Raw genomic sequence first — 15,093 nt, 5'->3', positions numbered from 1 at the left:
GGATGTGTAAACAGAATTCCCATAGCCGAAAGAGAAAGCCAGCGCCTTGAGACGCTGGCCTAGTAACAAGGGCTTATAGCCCTAGAGCAAACCACCCGTTGGACGGGTGGTCATGATTAAGAGGAGATATTTACGCCAGCGTGACCGTAGTCTCCCCAATGCAATGATTCTCCACCGTATGTACTTGTATTTTCAGTCCATCAGCCTCACAGGTGAAGCTTTCTCCGCGGTTTGGGATTCGTCCTATAATATCACAGACATACCCGTTATAAGTATCGTAGCGTTCAACAGGCAGCTTGATACCTACGGCTTCTGCTACATCGTCAAGACTGGCGCTGCCCAGAATGTTCCAGGTGTTTTCTGATATCTGTATAATTTCCGGACGCTGCAAATCATCTTCCAGTTCATACAAGTCACCAACCAGAGCCTCAATCAGGTCGTGAAGGGTGATGATTCCAGACATGCCGCCATATTCGTCTATCAGCACGGCAAAATATTTTCTGGATTTCTTCATTTCCTGGAACAGTACGTTTGCCTTAATGTTCTCGGGTACAAACCAGGGAGTATCCAAGGCATGTTTCAGAATATATTCTCTTGTTTTGGTGTTTGTTCTAAAGTAGTCCTTGGTATCCAGAATACCTATGATGTTGTCCGTATTTTCCCGATAGACAGGGTAATAAGTATGACGGCTGTCAAAAATAATAGTTTCCCATGTATTTAAACTGTCTTCGTAATTTAGAGAAAGTACGTCAATTCGATGTGTGCAAATCTGTTCTGCACTGGTGTCATTAAAGTCAAAAACATTCTGAATCATTTCTGTTTCGTCTTTGGCAATGGTACCTTGCTGACTGCCTTCTGAAAGCATCATACGGATTTCCTCTTCGGTTACCTGTTCTTCCGTTTCTTCCGGATTTATGCCGAGCAGTTTTAAAACTACATTGGTAGATACCGTTAAAAGAGATACCAGAGGGGCGGTGATTTTAGAAACCGTATACAGAATCCCCGCCAGGGATAAGGCCAGAGTTTCTGCCTTTTTCATAGCAATTCGTTTCGGTACCAGTTCTCCGAAAACCAGGCTGAAATAAGATAGAACAATGGTAATGACAATAACAGACAGCGAACTTAACACCTGTTCCGAGATGGGCACGCCTGCCTGCAGAAGCGTGTCCACCAGAGGCTGGGCAAAATAGTCCGCTGCAAAGGCACTGCTTAAAAAGCCTGCCAGGGTAATGGCTACCTGAATGGTTGCCAGAAAACGTGCCGGCTGCCGGGTTAGCTTCGTCAGTTTTACAGCCTTCTTGTTTCCCTGTTCTGTGAGCATTTTCAACTTTGTTTCATTCATGGAAATGACTGCAATTTCCGCACTTGCGAAAACAGCATTTAGTAAAATAAGTATTGCTAATAAAAAAAATGAACTAATCATAATGTTCCTCCTGTAAGATAAAATTGTAAAGTTTGTGAAATAAAATGCAAAACGGAACAGCCCCACAGACAGTAATGCTATCTGTGCAGCTGTTCCGTTATCTATTCATAATCTCACATGGAGAGGAAATCAGTGTTTTAATACAATTCGTATCAGGATCGTCGTCCATGAAAATCTTCACTTCCTTTCATTTTTTGATTAAGCAATAAAATAGCACATTACTTCCAGATAGTCAAGAAAAAATATAAAAGAAAAGATTTTTGTTTCTTTTGCATAAAAACCGTGATATAATTAAATTATCAGAAAATTTGAGGGCGAATAGCAGAAAAAAGAGATATTCTGTCAAAAGATGGGAGGGATTTTTATGGATATGGAGGCAAGAATGTTTAAGGCGTATGCAAAAGGGGACGAAAAGATTCAGCTGAAAATTATATCGGGACATTTTATAACGTCCCAGTCCCATATCACTCATTATCTGGATATGACCACGATGAAAACCAGATGTGCGGAGGCGGCCCAAATTGCAAGGCTGCTGTCTGCCAAATATGAGGCGACAACACCGGTAGACAGTATTATTTGTCTGGACGGATTGGAAGTTGTAGGTGCCTTTCTGGCAGAGGAACTGGCCAAAGCCGGTGTTTTATCCATGAATGCGCACAAGACCATTTACATTGTAACACCGGAATTTCATGCCAATGGGCAAATGCTTTTCAGGGATAATACGCAAAACATGGTAAAAAACAGGAATACGGTGATTTTGATGGGTTCCATTACTACGGGGACAACACTGCGGCAGTGTATGGAAACCGTGCTGTATTATGGGGGCAAAATACAGGGAGTCTCCGCAATTTTCAGTGCGGTGAACAAAGTGGCGGGAATTGAAATAAATGCAGTATATGATAAGCAGGACATTCCCGATTATGAATCTTATCCGGCGGAAAAATGCCCCATGTGTCAGCGAAAAGAAAGGATAGATGCCATTGTAAATGGATACGGTTATTCAAAATTGTAAATGAAAACAAAATGCAAAAAGGCGGCCTGGACATCGGCATTTTTGAAATGCGGGTGGCTTTGGCTGCCTTTTCTGATAGGAAAACCCCTATCAAGAAAACATAAATTGTGTTATACTATATGCTATGTATGAAGACAGAAAAGAATACGGAGGAAAGACTATGAGAATCGAGCAGGTTCCGGCTTATGAGCTGGTATTGACGCAGGATATCCCGGATATTCATTCAAAAGGTTATCTGCTGAAACATAAAAAAAGCGGTGCAAGAGTGATGCTTCTGGAAAACGATGATGACAATAAAGTATTTAATATCGCTTTCCGCACCCCGCCTTCCGACAGTACTGGTGTGGCGCATATTTTGGAACACAGTGTATTGTGCGGTTCCGAAAAATACCCGTTAAAAGACCCCTTTGTAGAACTGGTGAAGGGTTCCTTGAATACATTTTTGAACGCCATGACGTATCCGGATAAGACCATGTATCCCATTGCCAGCTGCAATGAACAGGATTTTAAAAACCTGATGCATGTGTATCTGGACGCGGTATTTTTTCCAAATATTTATGAAAAAGAAGAAATTTTCCGTCAGGAAGGCTGGCACTATGAACTGGAAGAGGAAGACGGGCCGATTACGTTAAATGGCGTGGTTTATAATGAAATGAAGGGCGCTTTTTCCTCACCGGAGGACGTGTTGGAAAGAGAAATTTTCAATTCTCTGTTTCCGGATACTCCTTATGGTGTAGAGTCCGGCGGCGACCCGAAATATATTCCTGAGCTGAAGTATTCCGACTTTCTTTCTTTCCATAGCCGCTATTATCACCCGGCCAACAGCTATATTTATCTTTATGGAAACATGGACATGGAAGAGCGGCTGAACTGGATGGACAAGGAATATCTGGGCAAATATGATGAAATTCCCGTACACTCGGAAATTCCCCGGCAAAATCCCTTTGAGGCGGTGCGGGAACTGGAAATGGAATATTCTATTACAGAAAATGAGCCGGAGGAAAATAATTCCTACCTTTCCTACAATGTGGTTGTGGGAGACAGCCTGGATGTGGAAACCTGTACAGCCTTTGAAGTGCTGGATTATACCCTTCTAAGCGCACCCGGGGCGCCTTTAAAGCAGGTGCTTTTAGATAAGGGAATCGGAAAGGATATTATGGGCTCTTATGAAGACGGTATCTATCAGCCCTTCTTTTCCATTGTAGCGAAAAATGCCAGACCTGAGGATAAGGAACGCTTTGTGTCTCTGATTCAGGATACACTGAAAGAGATTGTGAAAAACGGAGTAGACAAAAAGGCCATTGCAGCGGGCATTAATTATATGGAATTCCGTTTCCGTGAGGCGGACTTCTCCTCCTTCCCCAAAGGACTGATGTACGGCATTGACGTGTTTGACAGCTGGTTATATGATGATAACCGGCCTTTTGACCAGGTAATGCGTCTGGATATTTTCGAAAAATTGAAAGCAAAAGCAGATACCGGATACTTTGAAGAACTGATTGAAAAATATCTGTTGGAGAATACCCATGCTTCTATTGTAGTGGTAAATCCCAAAAGAGGACTGGCTGCGGAAACAGACAAAAAGCTGGAAGAAAAGCTGGCGGCTTACAAAGCATCTTTAAGCAAAGAGGAAATCAGCAAAATTGCTGCAGATACCAGACACTTAAAGAAATACCAGGATGAGCCGGAGACAGAGGAAGCCCTTCGTACCATTCCACTGCTGAAAAGAAGCGATATCGGCACAGAAGCGGCAAAGCTATACAATACAGAAAAAAAGGTGGGAGATACCCGGATTCTTCACCACAACCTTTATACTAACGGCATCGGGTATCTGGATTTGCTCTTTGATACAAAACAGGTACCTCAGGATTTGATTCCCTATCTCGGAATTCTGAAATCCGTGCTAGGTTATGTAGATACGGAACATTACAAATACGGAGAACTGTTTAATGAAATCAATGCCAGAAGCGGTGGAATTGCCTTTGGAATTCAGGTATTCGGAGATGCAAAGGACAACCAAAAGACCACACAAGTGATGGGGATTCGGGCGAAAACTTTGTATAAAGATTTACCCTTTGTTTTTGAAATGATAAGAGAAATTCTTTGTACCTCTCATCTGGATGATGAAAAACGGCTTTATGAAATCCTTGCAAAAATGAAATCCAGACTGCAGATGAACCTGGCTTCTGCCGGACACAGCACAGCAGTTATGCGGGCACTTTCCTATTTTTCTGAAAATTCTAATTTCCAGGAAAGAGTAGCAGGCATTGATTTTTACAAATTTGTAGATGAGATGGAAAAGAATTTTCAGGAGAAAAAGCAGGAGATTATTGCAAATCTCAAAGGATTGATGCACTATGTTTTCAGACCGGAAAATCTGTTGGTAAGCTATACGGCAGATGAGGAGGGATATGCATATCTGGAAAAAGAAGTAGAGCAGTTAAAGGGCGTTCTTTATACTTCTGCTGTAAAAACAGGAGCAACAAAAACACAGTTTGAAGTCAAAAACGAGGGCTTCAAAACCTCCGGACAGGTGCAGTATGTAGCAGCGGCCGGCAATTTTGCAGAGGCAGGTTTTGCCTATACAGGCGCCCTTCGGATACTGAAAGTCATGTTAAGTTATGAATATCTCTGGATGAATATCCGCGTGAAGGGCGGTGCGTATGGCTGTATGAGTTCTTTCAGACGAAACGGAGACGGATTTTTGGTATCTTACCGCGACCCGAACCTTACGAAAACACTGGCAGTGTTTAAAAAGACAGGAGATTTTATCCGCTCTTTTGATGCAGATGAAAGAGAAATGACAAAATACATTATCGGAACAATCAGCGAAATCGACACACCTCTGACTCCGTCAGCCAAGGGGAATATGTCTTTAAATGCCTGGTTTTCCAATCTGACGGAAGAGGACTTACAGAAAGAGCGCAGCGAAATTTTAAATGCACAGCCGGAAGATATACGCCGTCTGGCAGGCATTGTAGACGCCATGATGGAACAGAACCGTATCTGTGTCATTGGCAGTGAAGAGAAAATAGAACAGGAGAAAAAGGTGTTTGGCGAGGTCAGACACTTACTGTAAAAAGGAGAATGTATGAACGCAGATTTTAAATCGGGCTTTGCAGCCATTATAGGCAGGCCCAATGTGGGAAAATCCACGTTGATGAATCATTTAATCGGACAGAAGATTGCCATTACATCCAGAAAACCCCAGACCACCAGGAATAAAATTCAAACGGTTTATACAGATGAACGGGGCCAGGTGGTATTTCTGGATACACCGGGAATTCACAAGGCTAAAAACAAACTGGGAGAATATATGGTAAATGTTGCCCAGAGAACTTTTAAAGACGCGGATGTGATTCTGTGGCTGGTAGAGCCAACCAATTTTATCGGTGCAGGAGAGCGGCATATTGCAGAGCAATTGAAGCTGTGTAAGCTTCCGGTGATTCTGGTAATCAATAAAGTGGACACCGTAAAGAAAAGTGAAGTTGCGGGTTTTATTGAATCATACCGCAATATCTGCAGTTTTGCGGAGATTGTACCGGTATCGGCTCTTCGTTCCCAGAACCTGGACACACTTCTGGAATGTATTTTTAAATACCTGCCTTATGGACCGCAGTTTTATGATGAGGACACTGTGACAGACCAGCCGCAAAGACAGATTGTGGCAGAGATGATTCGGGAAAAAGCGCTGCGTACACTGGATGAGGAAATTCCTCACGGAATTGCAGTGACCATTGACCGGATGAAAGAACGCTCTCAGGGAAATCTGGTAGATATTGATGCCACCATTATCTGTGAACGGGATTCTCATAAGGGAATTATCATAGGAAAACAAGGCGCCATGCTGAAAAAAATCGGAAGTGCAGCCCGGTTTGAGATTGAAAAAATGCTGGATATGAAAGTAAATCTGAAACTCTGGGTCAAGGTAAAGAAGGACTGGAGAGACAGTGATTACCTGATTAAGAATTTCGGATACGACAAGAAGGAAATCTGATGAGCGATTTCATTACTGTGACCGGCATGGTACTGTCTTCCATGCCCATTGGAGAATATGACAAAAGACTGGTGATGCTTACGAAGGAGAGAGGGAAAATCACCGTATTTGCCAAGGGGGCCAGAAGACAGAACAGCCCCCTTCTGGCGGTGGCCAATCCCTTTGTTTTTGGCTCGTTCTTTTTGTATGAGGGCAGAACTTCGTATCAGATGCGTTCCGCTTCCGTAATGGAATACTTTTCAGAACTGGCTTCTATACAGCCGGGAGTGTATTATGGCTTTTATTTTCTGGAACTGGCAGAGTATTATTCCAGTGAAAATACGGACGAAAAGCAGATGCTGAACCTGCTGTATGTGACGCTGAAAGCGCTGGTAAAGCAGCAGATGGAGAACGCCCTCATACGCTATGTATTTGAGCTGAAAGCCATGACAATAAACGGGGAATATCCCTCGGTTTTTGCCTGCAGAGACTGCGGAAGTACGGAAAATATCTGTTGGTTTTCTGTAGAACAGTCGGGTGTTTTCTGTGAAAACTGCGGCCAGGCGGAAAAAGGATTGATACATATCAGCCCCTCGGCGCTCTATACTCTGCAGTTTATTATTGCAGCCAAACTGGAAAAACTGTACTCCTTTACCGTGAATAGGGAAGTGCTGGAAGAGGTGGGAAGAGTTATGCGGGCGTACCGGAAACGGTATGTGGAGAAGGAATTTAGGAGTCTGGAGATACTAAAATTGCTGGTGTAGTCTTAGATGCATATGGAAATAAAATTGCCGTACGAAACAATTGTTTAACTATGTATTTCGTACGGCAATTATTTATGCTATTTTTTTCCGTTAAAGCAGTAAGTACATACTTTGCAAGGTTCAATATTAATAGAGGACAGCAAGTCATCCAACCGATGGAAATGCAGGGTAGTAAAGTTTAACTGTCTTCCGATTTCCTCCAGCATTTCTTTATAGTTCTGGGAATCCGGATCGGCGTAGGTATCCAGCACTTCACGGCTGACCGTTTCCCCTTCTCTTGCTGCAATGATTCTTCTGGTAATCAAATCCATTTCGGATTTGGAACGGGAGAAGTTCAGGAACGGACAGCCAAAAAGGAGTGGCGGGCAGGCCGGGCGGATATGAACTTCCTTTGCACCGCTGTTGTACAGAAATTCTGTGGTTTCCCGAAGCTGTGTGCCGCGGACAATGGAGTCATCAATGAGCAGCAGGCTGCGGTTTTTAATTAAAGCTTCCACAGGAATTAGTTTCATCCTGGCAATGAGGTTTCGCTGTTCCTGTCGGGATGGCATAAAGGAACGGGGCCAGGTCGGTGTATATTTTATAAATGGGCGGGAGAACGGAATGCCGGATTCATTGGCGTAGCCGATGGCATGGGCGATACCGGAATCCGGAACGCCTGCAACCAGGTCCGGGTTGACATCATCTCTCTGCGCATCTCTTTGAGCCAGCTTTTTACCGCATTCGTAACGCATATTTTCCACGTTGATGCCTTCATAGGTAGAGGTAGGATATCCGTAATATACCCATAAGAAGGAACAGATTTTCATTTCATTTAATGGCTGGGAAAGAGTTTCCACGCTCTCCGGTGTCAGGAAAACAATTTCTCCGGGACCCAGTTCACGCAACGTTTCATAGCCCAGATTTAAGTAGGCAAAGCTTTCAAAAGAAGCACAGTGTGCGCCGTCCTTTTTCCCGATAATCATTGGAGTACGTCCCATACGGTCTCTGGCTGCATAGATGCCTTCCGGAGTTAAAACCAGAAGTGTCATGGATCCCTGAATCAGTTCCTGGGCATAGCGGATACCGTCCACAATAGTTGCCTGCTGATTAATCAAAGAGGCCACCATTTCCGTAGGGTTAATGCTGCCGCCGCTCATTTCCAGAAAGTGGGTACAGCCATTTTTGTAGGAAATATCTACCAGTTCGTTCATGTTGTTAATTTTACCTACCGTTGTAACGGCAAAACTGCCCAGATGAGACTGCACCAGAAGTGGCTGTGGTTCATTGTCGGAAATACAGCCGATACCGGCAGTTCCTTCCAGTTCGTCCAAATCTCCGTCAAATTTGGTACGGAAGGGAGTGTTTTCGATGTTGTGAATCGAGCGGCTGAAGCCGTTTGGTCCATATACGGCCATACCGCCGCGTTTGGTTCCCAGATGAGAATGATAATCTGTTCCGAAAAATAAATCCAAAGTACAGCTTGACTTAGAAGCTACTCCAAATATTCCACCCATTGTAGTTCTCCTTTTCTTGCATAACAAATTTTAATGTACTTCTTATTATATACTCTGCTTTCGGGATTCGTAAAGTGATTTACCAAAAGTTTTTGACTTCGCAAGGGAGAAAAAATAGTGTATAATAAAAAGAAAGATGTGCAAAAAGACAAGAAAAGGAGACCGATAATGAAATTTATTTCATGGAATGTAAATGGGTTGCGTGCATGTGTGCAGAAAGGCTTTACCGAATATTTTCAGGAAACAGATGCGGACTTTTTCTGCCTTCAGGAAACAAAGCTGCAGGAGGGACAGATAGACTTTTCACCGGAGGGATATTATTGTTACTGGAATTATGCGGTGAAAAAGGGCTATTCCGGAACCGCCATTTTTACAAAAAAGAAACCGCTTACCGTGACATACGGCATAGGTATAGAAGAACACGACCAGGAAGGACGTGTCATTACCCTGGAATATGAAAATTTTTATATGGTTACGGTTTATACACCTAATTCCCAAAGTGAGTTGGCAAGACTGGAGTACCGAATGAAATGGGAAGATGATTTTCGTGCTTATTTAAAGAAATTAGATGAGAAAAAGCCTGTAATTATGTGTGGAGATTTGAATGTGGCACATCGGGAAATAGACCTGAAAAATCCAAAAACCAATCGAAGAAATGCAGGTTTTACAGAGGAAGAAAGAGGCAAATTTACAGAATTTCTGGAAAGCGGATTTACAGATACCTTCCGCTATTTTTATCCGGAGGAAACGGGAATTTATTCCTGGTGGTCCTATCGTTTTAAGGCCAGAGAAAAGAACGCAGGATGGCGCATTGACTATTTCTGCACGTCTAAAAGACTGGAAGATAAGCTGGTTAGCGCAGCCATTCACACAGAAGTTTTGGGCTCAGACCATTGTCCGGTAGAAGTACAGATAAATGTGGAATGAGAAGATGGAAAAAGAGAGAATAAAATTAACACAATTTGCAAAAAGCGCAGGCTGCGCTGCCAAACTTTCCCCTCAGATTCTTGCAGAAGTTGTAGGGAAACTGCCTAAATTTCAAAACGAAAATCTTCTGGTAGGGGTGGAAACCTCAGATGATGCAGCTGTGTATCAGATTTCCGAAGAGTTGGCTATGATTCAGACCCTGGACTTTTTTCCGCCTATGGTGGACGAGCCGTATACCTTTGGAAAGATTGCCGCAGCTAATGCGTTAAGTGATATTTATGCCATGGGGGGAGAGCCGAAGCTGGCTTTAAATATTGTAGCTTATCCCCACTGCCTGGGCGCCGATGTGCTGGGAGAAATCCTGGCAGGCGGGGCCGATCAGGTAAAAGAAGCAGGGGCTGTTCTGGCAGGCGGCCACTCCATTAATGACGAAGAACCTAAGTACGGTATGGCGGTCACCGGGTTTGTGCATCCGGAAAAAATCTGGAAAAACCAGGGTGCACGTGCCGGGGACGTGCTGATTCTTACAAAACCTCTGGGGTCAGGGCTGGTAAATACAGCGGTAAAGGCAGAGCTGGCCTCGGAATATGCCCGAAAAAAAGTCATCGAGAGTATGACAACCCTGAACAAAAAGGCCAGAGATGTGTTTCAGGAATTTCCCATTCACTGCTGTACAGATGTGACAGGATTTTCTCTGGCAGGACACGGCCTGGAAATTGCCAGAGCCAGTGAAGTGACTCTGGAAATCCTGGCAGACAGGCTGCCCATTCTTCCGGAGGCACTGGACTATGCGTCTATGGGATTGGTGCCGGAGGGAACCTACCGGAATAAGCGTTACCAAAAGCCGGAAATATTGCTGGAAAGCGGTATTGAGGAAGCCATGGAGGACCTGATTTTTGACCCTCAGACTTCCGGCGGCCTTCTGGTGAGTGTGGAGGAAAAGTACGCAGACGCTATATTAGAAGCGTTGAAAAATAAGGAAATGGAAACGCCTTTTGCTGTGATTGGAAGAGTCCTGACAAAGCAGGAGGCTTATATGAAAATCAGAAAAGCAGGAGTAGAAAAATGATTTATCTGGACAATGCGGCTACGACGATTAAAAAGCCCCAATGTGTAAAACAAGCTGTTTTTGATGCTATGGACAGACTAGGAAACAGTGCCAGAGGTATGCATGGACCGGCGCTGGCAGCGGCCAGGGAAATCTATGCAGCCAGGGAAAAAGCAGCCGCTTTTTTCGGAGCAGGGAGGGCTGAAAGGACCGTATTTACCAGCAACGCCACAGAGGCATTGAATATTGCCATAGAGGGAGCAATAAAGCCGGGGATGCATGTGATAACTACAGAAGCAGAGCATAATTCCGTGCTTCGTCCTCTGTACAGGAAGGCACGAAAAGGTGTGAAGCTAACGATTGTAAAAGCAGATAATAAGGGCAGAATCTTGGCAGAAGATATTGAGAAGGCCATATGCCCGGAGACCTCCTGGTTGTTCTGCACCCATGCCTCCAATGTCACGGGAAATCTACTTCCTCTTGTAGAAATTGGAAAAATATGCAGGGGAAAAGGTGTACATCTGGGTGTAGATGTGGCCCAGAGCGGAGGATGTATTCCTATAGATATGGGGAAAACAGGCATTGAGCTTTTGTGTTTTACCGGACACAAAGGGCTTTTGGGCCCCCAGGGAACGGGAGGGTTGTGCGTAGGGCAGGACATTACATTGCCGCCCTTTAAAGTAGGAGGGAGTGGTATCCATTCCTTTGAGAAAGAGCACCCTTCTATAATACCGGAGGCGTTGGAAGCGGGTACAGCAAACGGACATAGCATTGCCGGATTATCCGCAGCCTTTGACTTTTTAAAAGAAACAAAAGTAGAGAATATACAGAAGCATGAAAGCTGCCTGATGCGTATTTTTTATGAACAGGTGGAAAAAATTCCCGGTGTTACTGTATATGGAGATTTTGAAGCCGAAGACAGGACGGCAGTGGTTTCTCTGAATATCAGAGATTATGATTCCAAGGAAATGGGAGATGTGCTTTGGCGGGAATATGACATTGCAGTCCGGGCCGGGGTGCACTGTGCGCCGCTTATTCATCGGGCTTTGGGTACAGAAAAGCAGGGAACGATTCGCTTTTCTTTCTCCTGGTTTAATACTGAGGAAGAGGCGCTGCAGGCTGCATGGGCGGTAAAGAAACTGGCATTTTAGGAAGGCAGGTTGGATTTTATGAAAACGGTCATTTTTCATATTGATGTGAACAGTGCATTTTTATCCTGGGAGGCTGTGTACCGTTTAAGAGAGCAGGGCGGCACCGTGGATTTACGGGAGATTGCCAGTGCGGTAGGCGGGGATAAGAGCAAAAGGCGGGGCATTATTCTGGCAAAATCACTGTCTGCCAAGGCCTGTGGTGTGAGAACCGGAGAGCCTCTGACAGATGCCTTAAAGAAGTGTCCGGGACTTACGGTAGTTCCAGCCCATCATGCCATGTACCGCCAGTATTCTGCCAAATTTATGGAGATTTTAAGGGAGTACAGCCCCGATGTGGAACAGTACAGCATTGATGAGGCTTTTATGGATATGAGCGGAATGGAACACCTGATTGGCGAGCCGGTAGCCTTTGCCCACAGGTTGAAGAACCGTATCAGCAAAGAATTGGGATTTACGGTCAACATAGGCATTTCCGATAAAAAATATCTGGCGAAAATGGCTTCGGATTTTGAAAAACCGGACCGTGTACATACACTTTTTCAAGAGGAAATTCAGAAAAAAATGTGGCCGCTTCCAGTATCAGAATTGCTGTTTGTAGGACGTTCTACAGAGCAGGTACTGAAAAAACTGGGTATCTATACCATTGGGGAACTGGCCCGGACGGATGTGGAAATTCTGAAAAATCATTTGAAAAAACAAGGGGAAAGCATCTGGAATTTTGCCAATGGCAGAGATGCTTCTCTGGTGGAAAGCGATGCTCATGGGAATAAAGGCTACAGCAACAGCACCACCATTGCCTTTGACGTTACAGAAGAAAGTACGGCCAAAATGGTGCTGCTTTCTCTTTGTGAAACAGTGGCTTCACGCCTCAGAAAAGATGAGGCCAGAGCAGAAGTTGTGTCTGTTTCTATTCGGGATTTCGAGATGAAAACTGTATCACATCAGAAGGTGATGCAGGCTCCCACCAATTTGACAGGAGAGATTTATGAGGCGGTTTGCCAGTTGTTTGATGAACTTTGGGACGGAACCCCCATACGGCTTTTGGGAGTATACACCAGCAAAGTATCCAGAGAGGAAAGGGGACGCCAGCTCAGCCTATTCGACACCACGGACTATGAAAAAATGGAAAAAATGGATCAGGCAGTGGACAAAATACGGAAAAAATTCGGCAGTAATTCTATTATGCGAGCCTCATTTCTGGATAATTCCAGGGTTGAAAATATGGCAGGAGGCCACCCGGACGGACGGCAGGTAGACTTAAAAACATTAAGGGAGAAGCAGGGAAAACATGAGTGAAATCAGAGAAGAATTTTTCAATGGATACTGCAAAAATTACGATATGGCAAGAACTGCGATAGGAGAATTTGAGCAGGGAGAAGAGGGATTTGTACTGGATAGAATTGACTGTGATTACGGAAATTGTCCTTACAGTGAAGACTGTGAAATGATGAAAAAAGTGTTTTCATTTTTGAGCAAATTATAATGAATCACAAATTAATAAAGAGAAAGCAGAGGAAAAAATATGTTGCATATCAGAGATATCAGGAAAGAAGACAGACAGGAATTTTTTGCCATGGCAAAAGAGTTTTACGGCGGACCGGCCTGTGACCATGACGTACCGGAGGAACATTTTGAGCGTACGCTGCAGGAGTGTATGAGAAGCCGGGAATATTCCAGAGTTCTGATGCTGGAGGACGAAACAGGAGTTGTGGGATACTTCCTTATTGCCATTACCTGGAGTAACGAAGCCGGAGGTATGGCTATTTGGCTGGAAGAATTGTTTTTTAAGAGCAGCTGTAGGGGAAAAGGCTATGGAACCAAGGTATTTGCATGGGTAGAAAAGGAATACCCCCAGGCGAAGCGTTTCCGCCTGGAGGCTACTTATACCAACAAAAGAGCAATCGCTCTGTATGAGCGTCTGGGGTATGAAGAACTGCACTATTATCAAATGATAAAAGACCGTCCGTAATGATGGGGATTTTTAAGCTTGCCGGGCTGCCAGAATGCGTCTGACGTCCGGGATTGCAGCGAAGACGGGGTAGAGTACCAGAGCCAGGACAAGTCCGCTGGCGCCCTGAATGAGGTTTGCGGGAATGCTGGCGGCCGCGCCTGCACCGTACAGGAAATATTCAAAGCAGAAATATCCGCCGGGCACCAGAATCATGTCCAGAATGCCTCCGGCTGCAACGCCCGCATAGGAATGTTTTCCGGCATGGGAAAGTTTCTGATAGGCAAAAGCGGAGGTCATGGCCACCAGTCCCTTTATGAGCAGAGTAATGGGTACATAAGTCAGGTATCCGCCCAAAAGGTCGGACATGCAGGAACCAATGCCGGCAGCCAGGAATCCATAGAGAGGGCCAAGAACCACACCGGAGAGAATGACAATGGCGTCTCCCGGGTGAATGTATCCGCCTGTTCCCGGTGTGGGAATCCGGACAGACATGGTGGCTACGCAGCAGAGGGCCGCGAAAAGAGCAGTTAAAACAAGAGTTTTTGTATGAGTTTTCATAAAATTGGCGTCCTTTCTAATTTGTTTTTCCTACTATACTGCAAAACTGGTACTTGTTAAATATCCAGTTTCGAATTATTTAACCATACCAGTTATGGGAGAAGATTTGCGGCATTGAACACAGAGAAAATAACCGGGTGTTCAATGCCGCAGATTTTTAAATACTTATTCACGAAAGGTAAGGGAGTCATCCGTCATAGAATCAATGATAGCCAGAGATTCCACCCGGATTCCTTTTTCTCTCAGCAGGTCGCCGCCGTGCTGGAAGCCTTTTTCGATGACGATACCGGTGCCTTCCAGAACGGCTCCGGAATTGTGTACAATTTCAATCAGGCCGTTTAAAGCACAGCCGTTGGCCAGAAAGTCATCAATAATCAGTACATGGTCATCGGCATTTAAAAATTTCTTGGACAGAATGACATCGTAAACCTTCTTATGTGTGAAGGATTCGATTTTTGTACAGTACATTTCTCCGTCCAAATTCAGGCTCTGGGTTTTTTTAGCAAAGACAACAGGTACGTTGAAATACTGGGCTGCAATGCAGGCAATGCCGATACCGGAAGCCTCAATGGTGAGAATCTTGGTGATAGGTGCGTCGGCGTAAATTCGTTTGAACTCTTTTCCTATCTCATTAATAAGGGGAATATCCATCTGATGATTGAGAAAACTGTCTACTTTCAGAATGTTTCCCGGTTTTACAATTCCATCTTTTAAAATGCGTTCCTTTAAAAGCTGCATTTGTGATTCCTCCTGTGTTTTCGATAAATACCATAATACGATATATTTC

The 15,093-nt window shown here is 44.4% G+C and carries 14 protein-coding genes; 10 read left to right on the top strand and 4 right to left on the bottom strand.

The features are described from left to right. Positions 1 to 130: 130 nt before the first annotated feature. A complete protein-coding gene (locus WBS51_RS12260; protein WP_294461405.1) occupies positions 131 to 1,423 on the bottom strand; it encodes a hemolysin family protein in 1,293 nt (430 codons plus the stop codon). Positions 1,424 to 1,793: 370 nt separating this feature from the next. Between WBS51_RS12260 and WBS51_RS12255 the strand changes: the two genes are divergently transcribed. The 4 genes from WBS51_RS12255 to recO all read left to right on the top strand — a co-directional run bounded on the left by WBS51_RS12255 (position 1,794) and on the right by recO (position 7,175). After that, positions 1,794 to 2,435 carry a phosphoribosyltransferase gene (locus WBS51_RS12255; protein WP_173748001.1) on the top strand — a complete coding sequence of 214 codons (642 nt, stop codon included), beginning with the start codon at positions 1,794 to 1,796 and terminating at the stop codon, positions 2,433 to 2,435. Between the two features lie 160 nt (positions 2,436 to 2,595). Continuing rightward, positions 2,596 to 5,514: an insulinase family protein gene (locus tag WBS51_RS12250; RefSeq protein ID WP_173747643.1), complete on the top strand. Its 2,919-nt coding sequence runs from the start codon at positions 2,596 to 2,598 to the stop codon at positions 5,512 to 5,514. A 12-nt stretch (positions 5,515 to 5,526) separates the two neighbouring features. Then, a complete protein-coding gene (gene era / locus WBS51_RS12245) occupies positions 5,527 to 6,432 on the top strand; it encodes a GTPase Era (RefSeq protein WP_294461402.1) in 906 nt (301 codons plus the stop codon). Continuing rightward, a complete protein-coding gene (gene recO / locus WBS51_RS12240) occupies positions 6,432 to 7,175 on the top strand; it encodes a DNA repair protein RecO (protein ID WP_173747638.1) in 744 nt (247 codons plus the stop codon). Before era ends, recO begins: the two co-directional genes overlap by 1 nt. 77 nt (positions 7,176 to 7,252) lie before the next feature. On the opposite strand, the gene WBS51_RS12235 is transcribed toward recO, so the two are convergent. Beyond that, the gene (locus WBS51_RS12235; RefSeq protein WP_294461397.1) at positions 7,253 to 8,671 is read right to left on the bottom strand and encodes an amidophosphoribosyltransferase; all 1,419 of its coding nucleotides are present in this window, start codon (positions 8,669 to 8,671) and stop codon (positions 7,253 to 7,255) included. Between the two features lie 168 nt (positions 8,672 to 8,839). On the opposite strand from WBS51_RS12235, the gene WBS51_RS12230 reads away from it, so the two are divergent. From WBS51_RS12230 to WBS51_RS12205, 6 genes are read left to right on the top strand one after another with little or no spacing between them, the layout of a single operon-like run. Beyond that, complete coding sequence (locus WBS51_RS12230) at positions 8,840 to 9,598, top strand: exodeoxyribonuclease III (RefSeq protein ID WP_173747634.1); 759 nt, start codon at positions 8,840 to 8,842, stop codon at positions 9,596 to 9,598. Between the two features lie 4 nt (positions 9,599 to 9,602). After that, complete coding sequence (selD, locus tag WBS51_RS12225; protein WP_294461408.1) at positions 9,603 to 10,667, top strand: selenide, water dikinase SelD; 1,065 nt, start codon at positions 9,603 to 9,605, stop codon at positions 10,665 to 10,667. Then, entirely contained in the window at positions 10,664 to 11,797 is a 1,134-nt protein-coding gene (locus tag WBS51_RS12220) for an aminotransferase class V-fold PLP-dependent enzyme (protein WP_173747632.1), read from the top strand. The genes selD and WBS51_RS12220 overlap by 4 nt, the downstream gene beginning before the upstream one ends. A gap of 18 nt (positions 11,798 to 11,815) precedes the next feature. Then, positions 11,816 to 13,093 (top strand): DNA polymerase Y family protein, encoded by a 1,278-nt coding sequence (locus WBS51_RS12215; RefSeq protein ID WP_291681324.1) that lies wholly within the window; start codon positions 11,816 to 11,818, stop codon positions 13,091 to 13,093. Next, entirely contained in the window at positions 13,086 to 13,280 is a 195-nt protein-coding gene (locus tag WBS51_RS12210) for a ubiquinone biosynthesis protein UbiE (protein WP_173747628.1), read from the top strand. The genes WBS51_RS12215 and WBS51_RS12210 overlap by 8 nt, the downstream gene beginning before the upstream one ends. Positions 13,281 to 13,319: 39 nt before the next feature. Continuing rightward, positions 13,320 to 13,766, top strand: a complete 447-nt coding sequence (locus WBS51_RS12205; RefSeq protein ID WP_173747626.1) for a GNAT family N-acetyltransferase — start codon at positions 13,320 to 13,322, stop codon at positions 13,764 to 13,766. Positions 13,767 to 13,778: 12 nt separating this feature from the next. Here the strand turns inward: WBS51_RS12205 and WBS51_RS12200 are convergent, their stop codons facing one another. Then, positions 13,779 to 14,306 (bottom strand): ECF transporter S component, encoded by a 528-nt coding sequence (locus WBS51_RS12200; RefSeq protein ID WP_173747624.1) that lies wholly within the window; start codon positions 14,304 to 14,306, stop codon positions 13,779 to 13,781. 165 nt (positions 14,307 to 14,471) lie between these two features. Next, on the bottom strand, positions 14,472 to 15,044 hold the full coding sequence (locus WBS51_RS12195; RefSeq protein WP_173747622.1) for a xanthine phosphoribosyltransferase: 573 nt from the start codon (positions 15,042 to 15,044) through the stop codon (positions 14,472 to 14,474). Positions 15,045 to 15,093 lie beyond the last annotated feature (49 nt).

This window comes from Blautia acetica (assembly GCF_038739805.1).
In the GTDB taxonomy this organism is placed as follows: Bacteria; Bacillota; Clostridia; order Lachnospirales; family Lachnospiraceae; genus Blautia.
This window is presented reverse-complemented; position numbering and strand designations above follow the sequence as displayed.

Excerpts from the sequence above, each read along its gene's own strand:
- WBS51_RS12260 (WP_294461405.1), bottom strand. The coding sequence starts at position 1,423 with ATGATTAGTTCATTTTTTTTATTAGCAATACTTATTTTACTAAATGCT.
- WBS51_RS12255 (WP_173748001.1), top strand. The coding sequence starts at position 1,794 with ATGGAGGCAAGAATGTTTAAGGCGTATGCAAAAGGGGACGAAAAGATT.
- WBS51_RS12250 (WP_173747643.1), top strand. The coding sequence starts at position 2,596 with ATGAGAATCGAGCAGGTTCCGGCTTATGAGCTGGTATTGACGCAGGAT.
- era (WP_294461402.1), top strand. The coding sequence starts at position 5,527 with ATGAACGCAGATTTTAAATCGGGCTTTGCAGCCATTATAGGCAGGCCC.
- recO (WP_173747638.1), top strand. The coding sequence starts at position 6,432 with ATGAGCGATTTCATTACTGTGACCGGCATGGTACTGTCTTCCATGCCC.
- WBS51_RS12235 (WP_294461397.1), bottom strand. The coding sequence starts at position 8,671 with ATGGGTGGAATATTTGGAGTAGCTTCTAAGTCAAGCTGTACTTTGGAT.
- WBS51_RS12230 (WP_173747634.1), top strand. The coding sequence starts at position 8,840 with ATGAAATTTATTTCATGGAATGTAAATGGGTTGCGTGCATGTGTGCAG.
- selD (WP_294461408.1), top strand. The coding sequence starts at position 9,603 with ATGGAAAAAGAGAGAATAAAATTAACACAATTTGCAAAAAGCGCAGGC.
- WBS51_RS12220 (WP_173747632.1), top strand. The coding sequence starts at position 10,664 with ATGATTTATCTGGACAATGCGGCTACGACGATTAAAAAGCCCCAATGT.
- WBS51_RS12215 (WP_291681324.1), top strand. The coding sequence starts at position 11,816 with ATGAAAACGGTCATTTTTCATATTGATGTGAACAGTGCATTTTTATCC.
- WBS51_RS12210 (WP_173747628.1), top strand. The coding sequence starts at position 13,086 with ATGAGTGAAATCAGAGAAGAATTTTTCAATGGATACTGCAAAAATTAC.
- WBS51_RS12205 (WP_173747626.1), top strand. The coding sequence starts at position 13,320 with ATGTTGCATATCAGAGATATCAGGAAAGAAGACAGACAGGAATTTTTT.
- WBS51_RS12200 (WP_173747624.1), bottom strand. The coding sequence starts at position 14,306 with ATGAAAACTCATACAAAAACTCTTGTTTTAACTGCTCTTTTCGCGGCC.
- WBS51_RS12195 (WP_173747622.1), bottom strand. The coding sequence starts at position 15,044 with ATGCAGCTTTTAAAGGAACGCATTTTAAAAGATGGAATTGTAAAACCG.